Raw genomic sequence first — 17,501 nt, 5'->3', positions numbered from 1 at the left:
GTTGTGTCCACAACGCACAGACGATCACGCGGTGGCCGTGCTCTGTCCAGCCCCGTCAACCAGCAACATCCCGAACGGCGGCTGCCGTACTAGCTGCCTACCGCCACCTCTCTGACCCCGCGCCGGCCGTTTTGGCCTTGCTTTGGTCTGCGCCGCTCTTTGGTCAGCGTCGGCCTGTTGGCCTGCGTCCGGTCTTTTGGCTCGCGTTGCTGCTTTGCTTGCGTCGGCTTTGCCCGTGCCGCTCCTGGCTTGCGTTCGTCCTGGCTTGCGTTCGTTCCTGGCTTGCCGTTCGCGTTGCTTGTGTCCGCTTTCCTGGCTGCTCCGGCGCCGTGAGCCGTGCTGCTTCTATGTCGTCTTCGGCTTGGCTTGCATCCGATTCCCGGCCTGCCGCGGCGCCGTGAGTCATCCTGCTTCCATGCTGTTCCGGTCGGGGCTGTGTGTTTTTCGTCCTGGGCCCGCCTCCGTTCCGTACACTTTTGCTTCCGTGCCTGTTGCGCCTCCGTGCTGGTTTCGCTTCCGCTGGGTTCGGCTTCTGGGGCTGAAGGGCTTCCGGGCCTGCTTCGAGGTGCTAGTCATTCCGTTCCCCGCTTCCGCGCCTGCTGTTCCGCGTCCGCGCTTTCCGTCCCGTTCCGCTTCCGCTCCTCGGGTCGCGCTGAGTGCCATTCGCCTCCGAATCCTGGTCGTGGCGGTGCGATTCCATGCCGTGCCGGAGGTGATTCCGCTGTGGTGGCCGCATTTCGGTTCGGCGCCTGCCGTGCGGGGTGGATTCGCTGCGCCCAGGGTCCCGCCGAATCGAACTCGCCAGTCGCGCGGCACCCGACGGTCACGCGGTTGGGTGGGCCGGCGGCGAAGTACGACACGTCGGACGCCCGCTGACCCGGTTGCCGGGTTACGTTGCCTGGCGTGACTGGGTGGTGGCGGGACTTCGGGGCGGCGCGCTTCGGTCGGCCGGTCGCACCGCGGCCGATCGTCAGGGCCGGGTTGCTGGCGCGGTTGGACCGGGCATTCGAGGACCCTGCCGTCGACCCGTCCACGGACCCTCAGGCCGGTTTGCTTCCGTCCGGCCCACCTCCGTCCGGCCCAGCTCCGTCCGGCCCAGCTCCGTCCGGCCCAGCTCCGTCCGGCCCAGCTCCGTCCGGCCCAGCCTCGGATGGTCCAGCCCCGGCCAGCAGAGCCTCGGCAAGCCCTGCCTCGACAAGCCCTGCCTCGACAAGCCCTGCCTCGACAAGCCGTGCCCCGGCCGGTTCAGCCCCGGGCGGCCCCGCCTCGGTCCGCCCATCTTCGGCCGGTTCAGCGCCGGCGGGTTCAGCTCCGGCCAGCTCGGCTCATCAGACCAGCGGCAGGGCGCTCAGCGGCGGGTCGTCCGATGGTGCGGCGGCGGGTGAGGTCAGGAGGGCGCCGGTGGTGGTGGTTGTGGCGGGGAGCGGGGCAGGAAAGAGCGTCCTGCTGGCGCAGTGGGCCGAGCGCCGTCGCGCGATCGTCGTCCGAGCGGGAGAGACGCCGGTGCCGAGGGTCGGGCAGGTGCCCGCCGGGGCCGTGGTCGTCGTGGACGGGGTCGAGCGGATCGGAACAGCGTGGGAGCGGGTGGTTGAGCTTGCCGGGGTGGTGCCGTTGGTGCTCAGCGGGCGGGAGGCCATGCCCCTGAGCGCTGACGATCGGCTCGGGCCGGGAGAGCTGGCGTTCGCGGAGGATGAGACGTATCAGGTGCTGGCCGCGGCGCTCGCTGACGCGGCGGGGGCGGACGGGCTGGCGCCTGACCTGCATCTGTTGACCGGGGGATGGCCGGCGTTGGTCGGGCTGGCGGCGGCGTGGCTGGCACGGCTGCCGCGGGCGGACCGGGCGGGCAGTCTGCGGCAGCTGGCAAGGGTCTACGGGGAGCTACGGGAGCACCTCGTCGGGGCGCTGATCACCGTGCTGCATGTCGAGGAGCGGGAGCTTGCCAGGCGGCTCGCCCATCTGCCGGCGGTCGACGCGGCCACGGCGGATGCGCTTGACCTGACCGAGGACCTCGGCGGGCTGCCGCCGATCGTGATGCCGGTGATCGGGCGGCGCGGATTTTATGCAGTACCGGAGCCGCTGCGGGAAATGGTCCAGCAGCGGCTGCCGTTCGATGAGCGTGAACGGCAGGCGCTGCTGGAGAGCTTCAGGGAATGTAGTCCTCCAGGAGGGCCGGCGTGAGGCCGGCGGCCTTGATGGCCTGGAGGGCGGCGATGAAATCGTCGACGAAACGGTCGCGGAAATGCATCAGGATGATGTCGCCGCGCTGGACCGTGTTGCCCTGCTGGTAGCGGACGATGCCCTTGTCGACGGTTTCCTTCCAGAAGAAGGCGGCGTGCATGCCACAGTCGTGGGCGGCCTTGAGGGTGGTGTCGTCCTTTTCGCCGTACGGCGGGCGGAACAGGACGGGGCGGCGGCCGTACCAGGCGCCGAGCTTGTCCGCGGAGTCGCAGATCTCCTTGCGCTGGACGGCGTAGGACTTGCCGCGCAGGCTCTGGTGGGTGACCGTGTGCGCCTCGATGACGGCGCCGGCGTCCTGGAGGCGTTTGAAGTATTCCGGGTCGTTGCGGATGGCGTTGATCATCAGGAACAGCGTGACGGGGACGCCGGCCTGTTTGATGAGGTCGAGGGCCTCGGGGCGCTTCACCTGGCCGTCGTCGATGGTGATGAACGCGACGGGCTGGTCGGTCGGGATGCGGGAGTAGTACGCCGCGGATGCGCCCTCCGGCAGGTGGACCTTGTCGGCCTTCGGTGCGCGGTCGAACTTCGGCAGCCGGTCGGCGTAGCTCACGCCGGGCGGGGCGGCCGCGGTGGTCTGGGACTTCGAGGGCTTGGCGGACGCGGGCGACGAAGCCGAGGCCTGGGCCGAGGTCGACGCGGCCGGCGACGACGAGGAGTCCGCCGACGAAGGAGACGTGCTGGCGGCCATCGCCGGCGGTGCCGTCCACTGAGGATGGTCGGCGTTACGAGGAGCACCGCAGCCGGCGAGCGTCGCGGCGGCGAGCAGCGCGGCAACAGCCCGGCGTGCCCTGGTGTGAGGGATGAGCACGCCGCGAGCCTATCCACCGGCGGGCGTGAGGGGAGGCCCGAAAAGTGTGGGAAAAACTAGATGAACCGCCTGCAACCCTCGGGCTCACCCCGGCAACGTGAACGTCCCGGCGCGTTCCCTGACGAGGCCGTCCTCGAGCAGCCCGCGCAACGCCCTGCCACGCTGGACCTCGTCGTCCCACACCAGGTCGAGGCTCGCCGCGGGCACCGGGTCGTCGCTCGCGCGCAACACGGCGAGGAGAAGGCCGCGCACGTGGCGGTCCGTCCCGTGGTACCGCTGGGTGCGCCTGCTCGGTCCGGTGGACGGCGGCGATCCGGCGATGTGCCAGGCGCAGACGCCCCGCATCGGGCACTCCTCGCAACGCGGCGCGCGGGCGGTGCAGATGACCGCGCCGAGCTCCATGAACGCGACGGAGGCCTTCGCCGCCGCCTCGTGGTCCTCGGGCAGCAGGACCTCGACGGCCCGCAGGTCAGCGGGGGTGGTCGCGGCGCCGCCGTCCGCTACGCCGTCGACGATCCTGGCCACGACCCGGCGGACGTTGGTGTCCACGACGGGGTGGCGCTGCCGGAACGCGAACGCGGCCACCGCACGGGCCGTGTACATGCCGATGCCCGGCAGTGCGAGCAGGGCGTCGACGTCGTGCGGTACGACACCCGCATGCTGCTCCACGATCGCGGTCGCGCACGCGTGCAGCCGCAGGGCGCGCCGCGGATAGCCGAGCCGGTCCCATGCGCGGATGGCCTCGCCCGGCGGGTCCGCGGCCAGGTGGCCGGGCGTCGGCCAGCGCTCCATCCAGCGCCGCCAGGCGGGGTCCACCCGGGACACCTGGGTCTGCTGGAGCATGACCTCGCTGACCAGCACACCCCACGGCGTCGCGTCGGGTTGCCGCCAAGGGAGGTCACGGGCGTTGGCGTCGTACCAACGGGTGACGGTCTGTGAAAGGGCGTCGGAGGCGATAAGGAAGGATAAGCCAGGTGAACGAGTACGCCGTCACCGTCATCGGCCACGACCGTCCCGGCATCATCGCCGACGTCGCGGAGATCCTCGCCGGGCTTGGCCTCAACCTCACCGACTCGACCATGACCCGGCTGCGCGGGCACTTCGCGATGACGCTGGTCTGCGCCGGGTCCGTGTCCGCCATGGAGGTCGACGCGGCCCTCACGCCGTTGACCGCCGACCGCACGCTCCTGGTCACCGTCCGCGAGGTGGGCGAGGACCTGGTCGACCCGGTAGTCGGCGCGCATTACGTACTGACCGTCCACGGCGCTGACCGGCTCGGGATCGTCGCGGCGCTCAGCCGTACCGTGGCGGCGGCCGGTGGCAACATCACCGACCTGACGACCAGGCTGGCCGGCAACCTCTATGTCGTCGTGGCGGAGGTCGACGCGCCCGGGGCGATGGAGGACCTCGCCGCCGCGATCGACCGGGTCGCCGGCGAGCTCGGGGTCGAGGCCACGCTGCGGGCCGGCGAAGCGGACCTGATGTGACGGTCCTGCAGGTCGTCCAGGCCCCCGCGGCGGTGCTGGGGGCGGCCGGCGTGACCGTGGACCCGCTCGCCGAGGACATCGTCCAGCTCGCGGCCGACCTCGTCGACACGATGCGGGTGTCGCCGGGCTGCGTCGGGCTCGCCGCGCCGCAGGTCGGCGTCGGCGCGCAGGTGTTCGCGGTCGACGTCACCGGCCACCCGAAGGCCCGCACCGTGCACGGCACGCTGGTGCTGTGCAACGCGCGGGTCGTCGAGGCGTCGCAGTGGCAGAAGGGCCGCGAGGGCTGCATGTCGGTGCCCGACCTCACCGGCGACGTGAAGCGCGCCAACCGGCTCGTCGTCGCCGGGCAGCTTCCCGGCACCGGCGAAGAGATCGAGATCACTACAGACGCGTTCGAGGCGAGGGCTTTACAGCACGAGATCGACCATTGCGCTGGGTTACTGTTCCTCGATCGTGTTGCCGGTGCGCACGCCGTTTACGCCCGCAAGGTCTATCTCTGAGCGGTCTACACGGCGCGCCGCCCCCTTCGCCACCCGTTCCCTCGATACGGTGAGTGCATCATGAAGATGACGGTCGGCCCGCTTCCCGCTGGCGTGTACTGGCGGCGTCGCGCCATCGTCGGCGGGGCGCTGCTGATCGTGGTGCTCATGCTCTGGGCGCAGTGCTCGGGGCCGGACCCGAAGCGCACGCCGACCTCGGCGCAGCCGCCGTCCTCCGCGCCCGCCTCCGCCCCTGCCTCGGCCGAGCCGACGGTGCAGACGCCGACCACCGGCGACCCCGTCACCAGCGCGCCGGCGTCCTCGTCGGCCCCGGCCGTCGCCTCCACCGTGCCGGTCTGCGCCGACACCGACCTCTCGCTGGTCGCGCAGCCCGAGCAGACGCTGCAGTTCCGCGGGGCGTATCTCAAGTTCTTCCTGAAGATCAAGAACACGTCGGCGCACGATTGCACCCGCGACCTCGGTGCCGATTTCCAGGAGTTGTACCTGCAGGTCGGCGCCATCAAGATGTGGTCCTCCGACCACTGCGACGCGCCGAAGGGCAGCCAGCCGACGACGCTGAAGCCGGGGATCGAGGTCTCGTTCTCCACCACGTGGAACGGCAAGACCACCAAGGACGGCTGCGTCAACCGTGAGGTCCCGCCGGCCGGCAAGTACGAGCTGGTCGGCCGCCTCGACACGAAGCTCAGTGCGCCCGTCCAGGTGCAGCTCTCCTAGCCGTACTAGACGTATCGCTCCAGGATCGACGCCTCGGCGAGGCGGCTCAATCCTTCCCGCACGCCGCGCGCCCTGGCGTCGCCGACGCCGTCGACGGTCTGCAGGTCCTCCACGGTCGCGCCGAGCAGCCGCTGCAGGCTGCCGAAGTGCTCGACCAGCCGGTCGACGACCAGCGAGGGCAGCCGCGGCACCTTGGCCAGCAGCCGGAACCCGCGCGGCGACACCGCGGCGTCCAGCGCGTCGCTCGCCCCCGGATATCCGAGCGACTTCGCGACCGCGACCAGGTCGATCAGCTCCGTCGCCGTCAACGCGTCCAGCTCTTCGAGAGCATCGTCCGACGAACGGGCCCGCCGCCCCGACGGCAGGTAGTCGCGGATCACCAGCGTGCGATCCGCCTCGACCCCGGCCATCAGCTCCTCGAGCTGCAGCGCCAGCAACCGCCCGTCAGTGCCGAGCTCCACCACGTAACCGGCGATCTCGTCCGCGATGCGCCGCACCATCTCCAGCCGCTGCACCACCGCCACCGCGTCACGGACCGTGACGAGATCCTCGATCTCCAACGCCGAAAGCGTCCCGCTCACTTCGTCGAGCCGCAGCTTGTACCGCTCCAGCGTGGCCAACGCCTGATTCGCCTTGGACAGGATCGCGGCCGAGTCGTCCAGCACGTGCCGCTGGCCATTCACATACAGGCCGATGATCCGCATCGACTGGCTCACCGAAATGACCGGGAACCCGGCCTGCTTGGCGACCCGCTCCGCCGTCCGGTGCCGCGTCCCCGACTCCTCCGACGGGATCGTCGGGTCCGGCATGAGGTGCACGGCGGCCCGGACAATTCTCGTGCCGTCACTCGACAGGACGACAGCACCGTCCATCTTGCACAGCTCACGCAGCCGGGTCGCGGAGAACTCGACGTCCAACGGGAACCCGCCCGTGCACATCTGCTCGACCACCTTGTCGTAGCCGAGCACGATCAGGGCACCCGTGCGCCCCCTCAAAATGCGCTCAAGCCCGTCGCGCAGCACCGTCCCCGGCGCCATCAGGGCGAGCGTCGCGCGCAACGGGTCTGCGGCGACCCAGCCCCCGTTGAGGCCGGCGCCTCTGCTGGGCTCGCGGTCGATCGGCACCCGCACAGTCTACGGATGGTCGGACATCCGGTGCTGGTGCGGTATCGACCCAGCCCGTAGAGTGGGCGGACGCCATCAGTCGATGGACCGTAATTGATGTCTGTGCGCAGTCTGCGAGGTCCCACCGGTGGCCGGTCCGGAGCGGATCGAATGGCGGCGCAGTTTCCCGTCCCGCTCGCTGGTCACACTCGGCTGGTACGTCCTCTCCGCCGCCCTCGCCACCGGCCTGATCCGCGGCCTCTTCGCCGACGAACCCGCGACGCTCCCCTCCGGCGCCTCGAACCCCCTCGCCAACCTTCCCATGTGGACGCTGCTCCTGGCGGCCGTGGGCGCCACCCCGTTCGTCCTCGCCGTCGTCCGCCGCCCCCGGGTCGGCGCCAACCACTTCGCCCTCACCGTCCGTCCCGGCTGGATCCGCACCCTGGTCCTGCCCTGGTCCCGAGTCGCACAGGTGACTCTGATGGAGGTGGGCGGTGAGCGGTACCTGCTGGTCAGGCTCAGAGCAGGCCTGGACCGCACCGGCACCAACCCTGCCTGGCTCGACCAGAACGTCGTCCGCGAACTGTCGAAGACCCCGTCGAAGCGGGCCCGCGGCTTCGACGTCGCCGTCCGCCTCCGCGACTTCGCCGGCGGCCCTGACGGACAGCTGGCGGCGCTGGCCGCCTTCGCCCCCGACCAGGTCCTGATCGCCAACCACCTGACCCCCCACTGACCCTCTCCGCACCCGGTGACGCGGCGGCGCTGATCTGGAAAGTCGGACAGGGCCCGCCGACGGGCGTTCCTGTCGCGTTCACGGACATCCCGAGCCCGGACAGGGGATCGCCGGCCGGAGGCGACGCGGCCGGACCAGGCGGATCATCGAACCTCGACCGCGTCGCTGACTGCGACCGGGAGCCGCTCCCCGGTGGCGGGGTCGGCCAGGAAGGTCGCCGCGCTCACGGACACATCCCCGAACCAGAAACACGGGGCCGCCAGCGGGAAGCGATGCGGCCAAGCCCGGGAGCGAGCGGTCGGACCTCGGCCTCATGCCGCAGACCTCAGCCGCGAGCCCGGGTCGCCGACCGTGGCCGCGAGTCGTGGTTCCCTGGTGCATTTCCGTGACCGGGTCGATCGCGGCTTCGACCGCCGCAGCACCCGGCGCGGATCGGCAACCCGTCATGGCGCGTCGAGTGGGCATTTCCGTGTCGTCGTCATGCGGTGTCCGGAGGGCGACCGCTACTCGAGGGCCTGGTAGGAGGGTCGCCAGCGGAAACGACGCGGCCAGGCCCGGGGCAGACGGTCGGACCTCGACCCATGCGTCAGACCCAGTCACGAGCCGGTGCCGCACCTCAGTCATGAGCCCGGTTCGCTGGTCCGTGGCCGCGCGCCGTGCTTCCTGACCGCACTCCCGCGACCGGGTCGACCGCGGCTTTGACCGGCGCAACACCCTGGCACGGCCCGGCCGACACTTGCGACCGGGTCGACCGCGGCTCCGACCGGTGTAAACATCCCCGGCACGGACTGGAGGCCCGCCGCGATGTAGGGGCGGGCAATCTTCAAGCGGCCGGCGAGCGGCGCCCAGAGTGTCGGCGGGCGATCGCCTCGCGAGGGGCGTGATCGGCGAGACGGTACCTAACGCGGGTCGGCACCGCACTCCCGCGACCGGACCGACCGCGGCTCCGATCGGCGCAAACACCCCTGGCAGGGACTGGAGACCCGCCACGATGCGTAGGGCGGGAAACCGTCAGCCGCCGGCGAGCGGCGCCCAGAGCGTCAGCGAGTGACCGCCTCGCGAGGGGCTTGATCGGCGAGACGGTACCTAACGCGGGTCGGCACCGCACTCCCGCAACCGATTCGACCGCGGCTTCTACCGGTGCAGAAACCGCCGCAAACACCCGGCACGGACCGGCAAGGACCGCCGCAAACACCCGGCACGGACCGGCAAGGGCAAGGACCGCCGCAAACACCTGGCACGGACCGGCAAGGACCGCCGCAAACACCTGGCACGGACCGGCAAGCCGCCACCGCGTGTCGGACAAGCAGGTCCAAGCGGACGGCGAGCGGCGTCCAGAGTGTCAGCACGCGACCGCCTCGCGAGGGGGCGGGAACCTAACGTGGTTCGGCTTCGCTGGCGGCCTTGACCGCATAGTGCAGGGCAGTGCGGACGTCGCCGACCTCCAGGACGCGCATGCCAGGAGGGGTGACGCCGGTGGCGGCCGGGCCGCAGCCCGGCGGGACGAGGGCGAAGCGGAAGCCGAGGCGGGCGGCCTCGGCGAGGCGGCGGGGGACGGCGCCGACGCGGCGGACCTCGCCGGTCAGGCCGACCTCGCCCAAGACGACGAGGTCTGGGGGCATCGGGAGGTCGTGGGCGGCGGAGGCGGCGGCGAGGGCCAGGGCGAGGTCGATGGCCGGCTCGGTGACGCGGAGGCCGCCGACGGTGGCGGCATAGACCTCGCGGTCGTGGAGCTGGATCTGGGCGCGCTGTTGGAGGACGGCGATGATCATGGCTAGGCGGGCGGAGTCGAGGCCGGAGACGGTGCGGCGGGGTGAGCCGGGGGTCTGGGCGCCGATCAGGGTCTGGACCTCGGCGACGAGGGCGCGGCGGCCCTCCATGGCGACGGAGACGCAGGTGCCTGAGACGGCGTCGGCATAGCGGGTGAGGAAGAGGCCGCTCGGGTCGGGGAGGCTGGTGATGCCGCCCTCGTGCATCTCGAAGCAGCCGACCTCGTCGGCGGCGCCGAAGCGGTTTTTCAGGCCGCGGACCATGCGCAGTGAGGAGTGCTTGTCGCCCTCGAAGTTGAGCACGACGTCGACGAGGTGCTCCAGGACGCGGGGGCCGGCGACATTGCCGTCTTTGGTGACGTGGCCGACGAGGACGGTGGCGAGGCCGCGCTCCTTGGCGATGGCGACCAGGGCGGCGGTGACGGCGCGGACCTGGGTGACGCCGCCGGCCACGCCGTCGGTGCCGGGGGCGGAGATGGTCTGCACCGAGTCGAGGATGAGCAGGCCGGGCTTGACGGCGTCGAGGTGGCCGAGGACCGCGGACAGGTCACTTTCGGCCGCGAGATAGAGCCGCTCGTGCAGGGCGCCGATGCGCTCGGCGCGGAGGCGGACCTGGCTCACCGACTCCTCGCCGCTGACCACGAGGGACGGGGTGTCGCCGTGCTTGGCCCACTGCTGGGCGACGTCGAGCAGGAGGGTGGACTTGCCGACGCCCGGCTCCCCGGCGAGCAGGACCACGGCGCCGGGGACGATGCCGCCGCCGAGGACGCGGTCGAACTCGCCCACGCCGGTCGGGCGGGCCTGGGCCGGCTTGGCGCTGATCTCGGCGATGGGGCGGGCCGGCTCCAGCGGAGCGCGGCTCGGGACGGCGCGCAGGGCGGCCGGGCCGAGCGCGGCCAGTGGTGAGGACTCGATGATCGAGCCCCACTCGCCGCACTCGGGGCACCGCCCCATCCATTTGGCCGGACGGGCCCCGCACACGTCGCACTGATAGGCAGCGCTCTTGCTCTTCGTCACCCCCGAAAACTAGCCCAGGGGTACGACAAAACTACTCAGCCTCGTGCCCCACGACCGAGCTCGGCTTCGGCAGCGGGCTCAGCGGCACCGTCATCGGCAGCTCGGGGACGGTGATCGTGGTGGTGCTGCCGTCCGCATACGTGAAGGTGAAGGTCACGTCCGCCAGCGCCGAGCCGGCCATCAGGGTCTCGCCCGCGAGCTTCTCGACGGCGAGGTAGGTCTTCGAGCCTTCGCTCAGCGACACGAACCCACCGACCGGGATCTCGATAGCGATCTTCGAGGAGCCGACCGCGGCGGGCGTGGGCGACGGCGTCGGCGACTTCGAGGGGGACGCGGAGCCAGACGCGGAGGTGGAAGGCGACGAGGCCGGCTTGGACGGCGACGGCGGTGCCGACGTGGCCGCCGGTGCCGGCGCGGCCGACGCCCCGCCCACCAGGACCACGCTGCCGGCGGACCCGGCGGTCACCCCGGTCAGCTTCACCGACTGCTTCGCGTTGTTGAACAGCCGCACCTCGATCGGCACGACACTGCCGGCCTTGTACTCGTTCGAATACGCCACGACACCCTCGCGCAGCGCGATCAGGCCGTCGGCGCTCTGCGCGCTGACGCCGGGCACTGCGGCGACCTGGGTGTCGGTCTGGGTGATCTGACCGGCGCTGCACCCGGAGAGCAGACCGACGCCGAGCGCGGCGGAGGCCAGCAGCGCGGCGCCCAGTCCCGAGCGGCGGCGGGAAGCCGGAATCGTACGCGTCACCTTGGGTCCTCCATCTGGTTCGGGCGGCCGAGTACAGCCTAGATGCCGTTGATCGGCCGATAACGCGCACCCTGACACTGCACCGGTCAATCCAGGTTCAAGCCGCTGACCAGCAAAAACACCACATCGATGAGCGCCACGGCGATGACCGCCAGGAAAGGGGTGCGTGAAGTGGGGTCGCGGCGCATGGCCCACGCGCCCAGCGACAGGACCAGGACGGCGATCGCCAGTGTCGGCCAGAAGAGCACAGGAGGTGGCCCGGGCGGCCCGAACGCCAGGAACCCGGTGGCCGCCAGCAGCAGTACCGCCGAAGCGGACAGCGACCCGCGGCGGCCGAAGCGGTGCGGCAGGCCACGGACGCCGGTGCGCAGGTCGTCGTCCAGGTCGGGCAGCGTGTTGACGAAGTGCGCGCCGGCGCCGAGCAGGCCGCCGGCGCAGAGCAGCCACAGCGGCGGGACCAGGCCCGCGCCGACCACGACGAACGCCGGCAGGCAGGCGAACGACACCGCATAGGGCACCACCGACGCCGGCGTCGACTTCAGCGGCCAGTCGTAGAGCAGTGCGGAGACAAGCCCGAGAAAAGCGATGAATCCGGCCGAGATGCCGGAAAGGAGGCCGAGTGGGAGAACGAGCCCGCCCGCGACGACACCGAGCACCAGGATCAGCCGTCGCGACACGGCACCGGTGGCGACCGGCTTGTCCGTGCGACCCACCGACGCGTCCCGGGAAGCGTCCAGCACGTCGTTGATCCACCCGATGGAGAGCTGGCTCGCCAGTACACAGGCAGCCGCCGAAACCACCCCCGGCCAGGGCCTTCCGAGTCCGAACGACAGCAGCGCGGCGACGGCCGTGACCGCGACCGCAGGCTCCGGGTGGCTGGCACGAATAATCGAGCGAGCAACGGACATTCGGCAAGTGTGGCTGTCCGAAGGGTTCCGTGTCAGTCTCGACCCATGCGATCGACGCGCCGGGCGCGTAACGACCCTGGTCAGTATGACGACCTGGCCGGCGAGTGGTGGCGTCCCGGTTCGCCGCTGTCGATGCTGTATTGGCTCGCCCGCGCCCGCGCGCGACTGATCCCGCCGGCCGAGCGCGACGGCGCCGTCCTGCTCGACCTCGGCTGCGGCGGCGGCCTGCTCGCCCCGCACGTCGCCGACAAGGGCTACCGGCACGTCGGCGTCGACCTGGTCGTCTCCGGGCTGGAGCAGGCCGCGGCGCACGGCGTCACCCCGGTCCAGGCGGACGTGCGGCGGTTGCCGTTCGCCGACGGTACCGTCGACGTCGTCAGTGCAGGTGAGCTGCTGGAACACGTCCCGGACTGGCCGGTGGTGGTCGCCGAGGCGTGCCGCGTCCTGCGCCCCGGGGGCTGGCTGGTCCTCGACACCCTCGCCGACACCGCCGTGGCGCGCCTGGTCGCGGTCCGCCTGGCCGAGGCGATCATGCCCGCGGTCCGCGGCATCCACGACCCCACCCTGTTCGTCGACCCGCGCGCGCTGCGGAAGGCGTGCGAGAGCAACGGCGTGCCGATCGACGTGCGGGGCGTCCGGCCGACGCTCCCCGCGCTCGCCCGCTGGCTGGTCACCCGCCGCAACGCGGTGCAGATCGTACCGACGTTCACCACCGCGATCCTCTACCAGGGGCGCGGCAGAAAGGGGACCCAGTGACAGGTGCCGCGATCGCAGGCATGGGTGTGACATTCCCCGGCCCGATGCGCCAGGACGAGGTGTGGACGGGCTTCTTCGAGCGGCACTACAACGGCTCCCGCAGGGGGCTGGCGAAACGGATCTTCGAGAACTCCGGCGTGGTCACCAGGCACGGCGCGGTCAACCCGCTGATCGAGGACGCGTCCGGCTGGTCGACGGCGAAGCGGATGAGCCGGTACCTGACCGAGGCGCTGCCGCTGGGCAAGGACGCGGTCACCGGCGCGCTCGACGCGGCCGGGCTGCGACCGGACGAGATCGGGCTGTTCGTGGTGTGTTCCTGCACCGGATACGCCACCCCCGGCCTCGACATCCTCCTCGCCCGCGACCTGGGCATGGCGCCGACCACGCAGCGGCTTTTCATCGGGCACATGGGCTGCTACGCCGCGCTGCCCGGGCTCGGCGCCGCGACGGACTTCGTGTCGGCGCGCGGGCTGCCGGCGGTGCTGCTCTGCCTCGAGCTGACCAGCCTGCACGTCCAGCCGCCGAGCGAGGATCCGCAGCAGATCGTCGCGCACGCGCTCTTCTCGGACGCGGCGGCGGCAGTGGTACTGGTCCCGCGCGCCGACCAGGCCTCCGGCCAGGGGGTTGCCGAGATCGCCGCGGTGACCGACACCGCCACGGCGGACCACATGACGTGGGACGTGACCGACCTGGGCTTCCGGATGGGCCTGTCGCCGAAGGTGCCCGACGTCCTGTCGATCTACGTCGCCGACCTGGTCGGTGACCTCCTCGGCAGGCACGGCCTGACGCTCGCCGACGTCGACGGCTGGGCGGTCCACCCGGGCGGTCCGAGGATCCTCGACGTCGTGCGCGACCGCCTGGCGCTGCCGGAGTCCGCCCTCGCCGAGTCGCGCGGCACCCTCGCCGAGCACGGCAACTGCTCGTCCCCGACGGTCCTGCTGATCATCGACGCGTTGCGGCGGCGGGCCTCGGGTCCACCGAAGAACACCGTGGCGCTCGCGTTCGGTCCGGGGCTGACGCTGTACGGAACGCTGCTGCGCGGCCTCTAAGGCATGTTTGGTCAGTGGGGTCGGAGCGAGGCCCGCCGCAGCCCGGCATCCACTGACCAAACACGCCTTTAGCTGGGTGAGGCCGCGAGGTTGCCCAGCTCGGAGTCGAACGCGGCGGCCTCCGTCACGGAGCTGACCGCCCGGATCACGGTGCCGTCGGCGGCGACCAGGAGCGCGGCCGTGGTGCGGCTCGCCGCGAGGAACGGCACCGCGGCCCGGACCGAGCTGTTGGGGTCGGCGAGCGCGCGCACCCGCACCTTGTCATTGAGCCCCGACGGCAGCGTCGGCGCGCGGACAGCGAGCACCAGGACCGTGGCGGACGGCGCCCGGCCGGCGGCGACGGCCTCGACGGTGCCGGTGATGAGGTGCTCGCAGCTGCACCCCTCGACCAGCAGGATGACCGCGGGAGTGAGGTCGCGGATCCGCACCGTGCTGCCTTCCGCGTCGAAGAGGCTGAGCCCGGCGAGCGTCACCTTGGCGGGCGGGGACGGCGGCGCGAGCTGCGGCGTGCCGTTGGGGTTGCGCCGCGGCCACGCGACCGCGAACAGACTCACCAGCGTCGCGATGACGGCGATCGACATGATCAGCAGCGGCACCGCCAGACCCGGAGAATCGTCGCCCGCCCGCTTGATCGGCTCGGGGCTCAGATGCAGCCGGCGCCGCCAGCGACGGCGGATTGAGGCGCGACGGAATTGACGGCGGATCGATGTGCCCTCATCGTCGAGTGCGCCCGCATCGTCGGGGATGATGATCGTGCCCCACTCAGGGGGCAGGTCGGGGATGCCGCCACCATCCTGTGGCCGATCACCACCGCCGTTGTCGCCCCGCAGCGTGCCCATCGCTGTTCTCCTCGCACCTGCCTCAACTTTCCCTCACCGGGCCGCGCAACACCAGTGGTGCCACCCATCGAGATGTATGAAGATTTTCGCACGCTCCGCCGCTGGTGACATCACGGAGAGTGGCGTTCGACACGCCTGCCATCGCATCTGTACGCACTCGCGACAATCAATCGGAAATGTCCTACAGCCTGCGCATTTGCGTGTGCCCAGGGTTGTTGATCCGTTACGCAGCAGGTTCCACGATTCATGTCAAGCGGGAGAAAGGGGACTCACATGTGTTCTGACCTGCGCGAATGCTGCTCTCTGGGGTGGGACGACAGCGCGTGACCGTGTTACCCTAGACACAGCGAAAGGGGTTTCGAACCTATGGTTTTCAGTGTCGGCGAGACCGTTGTCTACCCCCACCACGGGGCCGCACTCATCGAGGCAATCGAGACTCGGGTCGTCAGGGGCGAGGAGAAGCAGTATCTCGTCCTCAGGGTCGCTCAGGGTGACCTGACGGTGCGGGTGCCCGCCGAAAACGCCGAGATCGTCGGCGTGCGCGAGGTGGTTGGCGAGGAAGGCCTGACCAAGGTCTTCGACGTCCTCCGCGCTCCGCACACCGAGGAGCCGACCAACTGGTCGCGGCGTTACAAGGCGAATCTGGAGAAGTTGGCCTCCGGCAATCCGCTCAAGGTCGCAGAGGTCGTGCGTGACCTGTGGCGCCGTGACCGGGAGCGTGGCTTGTCGGCCGGCGAGAAGCGCATGCTGGCCAAGGCTCGGGACATCCTGGTCGGCGAGGTGGCGCTCGCCGAGAAGAGCACCAAGGATGAGGCCGAGACGCTGCTGGACAAGGTGCTGACCGAGGCCTGACATTTCAGCCCGGCTAATCCTGAAGACGAGGACCGCGACGTGACGGCGCATCCAAGGGTGCGTGGTGACGTCGCGGTCCTCGTGCCTGCTGCGGGCATGGGGGTCCGACTCGGCCCCGGCGCCCCGAAGGCACTGCGGCTCCTGCGAGGGGAGCCGCTGCTCGTGCATGCCGTGCGCCGGGTGGCGTCCGCCCCCAGCGTCGGCTGCATCGTCGTGGCCGCTCCCGCGGACGCCGTCGACGACGTCAAGGCCCTGCTCGCGCCTGCCGTCCTCACAAGCCCCATTGTTGCCGGTGAGACCTGTGTGACGACTGAGGCGAGCCTGAGAGCTTCCGGTGAATCCGCTCCCGCCGTGGAGCTCATCGTGGTGCCCGGCGGCGCCACGCGGCAGGCGTCGGTCGCCGCCGCCCTGGCCGCCGTCCCCGAGCCGTTCGACATCGTGCTGGTCCACGACGCGGCGCGCGCACTGACCCCACCAGAGCTGGTGGAGGCCGTCGCGGACGCGGTGCGAGGGGGGCACGGCGCCGTCATACCCGTTCTACCTGTGGTCGACACCATCAAAGAGGTCGACAATTCCGGCATTGTCGTCGGTACTGTCGACCGCTCCGTCCTGCGTGCCGTACAGACCCCACAGGGTTTCCGCCGCTCCGTTCTGACCAGCGCGCACGCCGCCGCCGTCGACGAACACACCGACGACGCGGGCATGGCCGAGAAGCTCGGCGTCGCCGTCCACACCGTGCCAGGGTCCGAGGCCGCCATGAAGGTCACCAGGCCGTTCGACCTGGCCATCGCCGAGCTGCTGCTCTGACCCCGCCGGTCTGGTTGCTGGACGTCGACGGCGTCCTCAACACCCGCCGCCCACTGTGGGGCCCTGACCTGCGCCGCGGCACCGCACACTCCGAAGGCGTCGACTGGCCCATCCGCTGGGCGCCCGCCTTGATCGCCCGGATCCGCGGGCTGTCCGCCGCCGGCCTGGTCGAGATCCGCTGGTGCACCACGTGGTGCCAGGACGCCGACGCCCTGGAGCGCCTGTTCGACCTGCCACCGTTCGGCCGAGCCCTGCCTGCCGGGGTGGAAGTGACCGACGCCCTGAAGCTCGCCGCCGCCCGGCAGGTCCTCACCTCCGGCCGCCGGCTGGTGTGGACGGACGACGTGGCCGTACCTGCGACGCGGCTGACAGCGGGAGGCCGAGCCCTGCTGATCCGCCCGCACCCTCGCCGCGGCCTCCGCCCGAGCGACCTCACCCGGATCGAGTCATTCGTCCTCCGCCGCCACTTTTGACCCCCTCCGAGCGCCGCGCCGGCCTGTGACATAGCCCTCGCCCCGCCCGCGAGCGCCGCCGCTCCCGACTTTCCCGCGGTGCTGTTCCCACGCGGCGTGGGCTCGTTGCTCCAAGCGGGGTGCCTGCCCTTGGTCCTCACGCGGGCTCTAGTCCTCGCAGGGTGAAGCCCTCTTGCTCCCCGCAGCGGCGGTCGGCCTAGCTCCCCGCGTGGCGCTGATGCTCACGCGGCGAACTGGTCCCCGGCGCTGCCCGCGTTGCCCTGATGCTCGCGTACCTGCTGGTCCCCGGCGCGGCGCTGCCCCCCACGGGCTGCAGGAGTTGCTCGCCGCGCGACGCTGGTTCTCGCCCAGTGGCGGGTTCTTAGCGGTGTTCTCCGCATGGCGGGGTTCTCCGCCTGGCGTCGACGGACGGGTTGTCGCGCGGTGCCGGTCCCACGTGCTGCAGGCACTCGGTCCTCACGCGGGGGCTGGTCTCCGGCGGTGGCTCCGCGGTGGCGGGGCTGGGGGTGGCGAGGCGGATCTTCGGGCGGCGGCTCCCCGGTGGCGGCGCTTGGTTCGTTCCGCGGTGGCGGGGCTGAGGGGTGGCGGGGCCGGTCTTTGGGCGGCGGCTCCGTGGTGACGTGCTGGGGTGGCCGGGCCGGGTCTTTGGGCGTCGGCTCCGCGGTGGCGGCGCTCGGTGGTGGCGGGGCTGGTC

17 protein-coding genes are annotated in these 17,501 nt (G+C 71.3%); 10 read left to right on the top strand and 7 right to left on the bottom strand.

Going from position 1 to position 17,501, the window contains the following annotated elements; translation table 11 throughout:
- The first annotated feature begins 1,401 nt into the window (after nt 1-1,401).
- Nucleotides 1,402-2,178 (top strand): hypothetical protein, encoded by a 777-nt coding sequence (locus ACZ6TV_RS50810; protein WP_465308149.1) that lies wholly within the window; start codon nt 1,402-1,404, stop codon nt 2,176-2,178.
- On the opposite strand, the gene ACZ6TV_RS50805 is transcribed toward ACZ6TV_RS50810, so the two are convergent.
- Together ACZ6TV_RS50805 and ACZ6TV_RS50800 are read right to left on the bottom strand one after the other, a co-directional pair.
- Complete coding sequence (locus ACZ6TV_RS50805; RefSeq protein ID WP_465308147.1) at nt 2,144-3,046, bottom strand: polysaccharide deacetylase family protein; 903 nt, start codon at nt 3,044-3,046, stop codon at nt 2,144-2,146. The genes ACZ6TV_RS50810 and ACZ6TV_RS50805 overlap by 35 nt on opposite strands.
- Before the next feature lie 84 nt (nt 3,047-3,130).
- Nucleotides 3,131-4,003, bottom strand: coding sequence for an HhH-GPD family protein (locus tag ACZ6TV_RS50800; protein ID WP_465308153.1), 873 nt, complete (start codon nt 4,001-4,003; stop codon nt 3,131-3,133).
- 17 nt (nt 4,004-4,020) lie between these two features.
- Between ACZ6TV_RS50800 and ACZ6TV_RS50795 the strand changes: the two genes are divergently transcribed.
- From ACZ6TV_RS50795 to ACZ6TV_RS50785, 3 genes are read left to right on the top strand one after another with little or no spacing between them, the layout of a single operon-like run.
- A complete protein-coding gene (locus tag ACZ6TV_RS50795; protein WP_465308145.1) occupies nt 4,021-4,533 on the top strand; it encodes a glycine cleavage system transcriptional repressor in 513 nt (170 codons plus the stop codon).
- Nucleotides 4,530-5,033 carry a peptide deformylase gene (locus ACZ6TV_RS50790; protein WP_465308143.1) on the top strand — a complete coding sequence of 168 codons (504 nt, stop codon included), beginning with the start codon at nt 4,530-4,532 and terminating at the stop codon, nt 5,031-5,033. The genes ACZ6TV_RS50795 and ACZ6TV_RS50790 overlap by 4 nt, the downstream gene beginning before the upstream one ends.
- A 60-nt stretch (nt 5,034-5,093) precedes the next feature.
- Entirely contained in the window at nt 5,094-5,747 is a 654-nt protein-coding gene (locus tag ACZ6TV_RS50785; RefSeq protein WP_465308141.1) for an adhesin, read from the top strand.
- Between the two features lie 5 nt (nt 5,748-5,752).
- Here ACZ6TV_RS50785 and disA read toward each other — a convergent pair whose 3' ends face one another.
- Nucleotides 5,753-6,871, bottom strand: coding sequence for a DNA integrity scanning diadenylate cyclase DisA (disA, locus tag ACZ6TV_RS50780; RefSeq protein WP_465308139.1), 1,119 nt, complete (start codon nt 6,869-6,871; stop codon nt 5,753-5,755).
- 127 nt (nt 6,872-6,998) lie between these two features.
- Between disA and ACZ6TV_RS50775 the strand changes: the two genes are divergently transcribed.
- Nucleotides 6,999-7,583, top strand: coding sequence for a hypothetical protein (locus tag ACZ6TV_RS50775; RefSeq protein ID WP_465308137.1), 585 nt, complete (start codon nt 6,999-7,001; stop codon nt 7,581-7,583).
- Nucleotides 7,584-8,959: 1,376 nt separating this feature from the next.
- On the opposite strand, the gene radA is transcribed toward ACZ6TV_RS50775, so the two are convergent.
- The 3 genes from radA to ACZ6TV_RS50760 all read right to left on the bottom strand — a co-directional run bounded on the left by radA (nt 8,960) and on the right by ACZ6TV_RS50760 (nt 12,031).
- Entirely contained in the window at nt 8,960-10,369 is a 1,410-nt protein-coding gene (gene radA / locus ACZ6TV_RS50770; RefSeq protein WP_465308135.1) for a DNA repair protein RadA, read from the bottom strand.
- A gap of 31 nt (nt 10,370-10,400) precedes the next feature.
- Nucleotides 10,401-11,123, bottom strand: a complete 723-nt coding sequence (locus ACZ6TV_RS50765; protein WP_465308133.1) for a hypothetical protein — start codon at nt 11,121-11,123, stop codon at nt 10,401-10,403.
- An 86-nt stretch (nt 11,124-11,209) separates the two neighbouring features.
- Nucleotides 11,210-12,031 (bottom strand): UbiA family prenyltransferase, encoded by an 822-nt coding sequence (locus tag ACZ6TV_RS50760; protein WP_465308131.1) that lies wholly within the window; start codon nt 12,029-12,031, stop codon nt 11,210-11,212.
- A gap of 45 nt (nt 12,032-12,076) precedes the next feature.
- On the opposite strand from ACZ6TV_RS50760, the gene ACZ6TV_RS50755 reads away from it, so the two are divergent.
- Both ACZ6TV_RS50755 and ACZ6TV_RS50750 read left to right on the top strand, forming a co-directional pair.
- On the top strand, nt 12,077-12,787 hold the full coding sequence (locus ACZ6TV_RS50755; RefSeq protein WP_465308129.1) for a class I SAM-dependent methyltransferase: 711 nt from the start codon (nt 12,077-12,079) through the stop codon (nt 12,785-12,787).
- Nucleotides 12,788-12,807: 20 nt separating this feature from the next.
- Nucleotides 12,808-13,836 (top strand): type III polyketide synthase, encoded by a 1,029-nt coding sequence (locus ACZ6TV_RS50750; RefSeq protein WP_465308127.1) that lies wholly within the window; start codon nt 12,808-12,810, stop codon nt 13,834-13,836.
- A 68-nt stretch (nt 13,837-13,904) separates the two neighbouring features.
- Here the strand turns inward: ACZ6TV_RS50750 and ACZ6TV_RS50745 are convergent, their stop codons facing one another.
- Nucleotides 13,905-14,675, bottom strand: coding sequence for a hypothetical protein (locus ACZ6TV_RS50745; protein ID WP_465308125.1), 771 nt, complete (start codon nt 14,673-14,675; stop codon nt 13,905-13,907).
- Nucleotides 14,676-15,041: 366 nt separating this feature from the next.
- On the opposite strand from ACZ6TV_RS50745, the gene ACZ6TV_RS50740 reads away from it, so the two are divergent.
- The 3 genes from ACZ6TV_RS50740 to ACZ6TV_RS50730 are packed head-to-tail and all read left to right on the top strand — an operon-like array spanning nt 15,042 to nt 16,807.
- The gene (locus ACZ6TV_RS50740) at nt 15,042-15,527 is read left to right on the top strand and encodes a CarD family transcriptional regulator (protein ID WP_033363204.1); all 486 of its coding nucleotides are present in this window, start codon (nt 15,042-15,044) and stop codon (nt 15,525-15,527) included.
- Between the two features lie 39 nt (nt 15,528-15,566).
- Complete coding sequence (gene ispD, locus ACZ6TV_RS50735; RefSeq protein ID WP_465308122.1) at nt 15,567-16,334, top strand: 2-C-methyl-D-erythritol 4-phosphate cytidylyltransferase; 768 nt, start codon at nt 15,567-15,569, stop codon at nt 16,332-16,334.
- A 14-nt stretch (nt 16,335-16,348) separates the two neighbouring features.
- Nucleotides 16,349-16,807: an HAD domain-containing protein gene (locus tag ACZ6TV_RS50730; protein WP_465308120.1), complete on the top strand. Its 459-nt coding sequence runs from the start codon at nt 16,349-16,351 to the stop codon at nt 16,805-16,807.
- The last annotated feature ends 694 nt before the right edge of the window (nt 16,808-17,501 follow it).

This window comes from Dactylosporangium sp. NPDC051087 (genome assembly GCF_055586325.1).
This window is presented reverse-complemented; position numbering and strand designations above follow the sequence as displayed.

Excerpts from the sequence above, each read along its gene's own strand:
- ACZ6TV_RS50785 (WP_465308141.1), top strand. The coding sequence starts at position 5,094 with ATGAAGATGACGGTCGGCCCGCTTCCCGCTGGCGTGTACTGGCGGCGT.
- ACZ6TV_RS50760 (WP_465308131.1), bottom strand. The coding sequence starts at position 12,031 with ATGTCCGTTGCTCGCTCGATTATTCGTGCCAGCCACCCGGAGCCTGCG.
- ACZ6TV_RS50755 (WP_465308129.1), top strand. The coding sequence starts at position 12,077 with ATGCGATCGACGCGCCGGGCGCGTAACGACCCTGGTCAGTATGACGAC.
- ACZ6TV_RS50750 (WP_465308127.1), top strand. The coding sequence starts at position 12,808 with ATGGGTGTGACATTCCCCGGCCCGATGCGCCAGGACGAGGTGTGGACG.
- ACZ6TV_RS50745 (WP_465308125.1), bottom strand. The coding sequence starts at position 14,675 with ATGGGCACGCTGCGGGGCGACAACGGCGGTGGTGATCGGCCACAGGAT.
- ACZ6TV_RS50740 (WP_033363204.1), top strand. The coding sequence starts at position 15,042 with ATGGTTTTCAGTGTCGGCGAGACCGTTGTCTACCCCCACCACGGGGCC.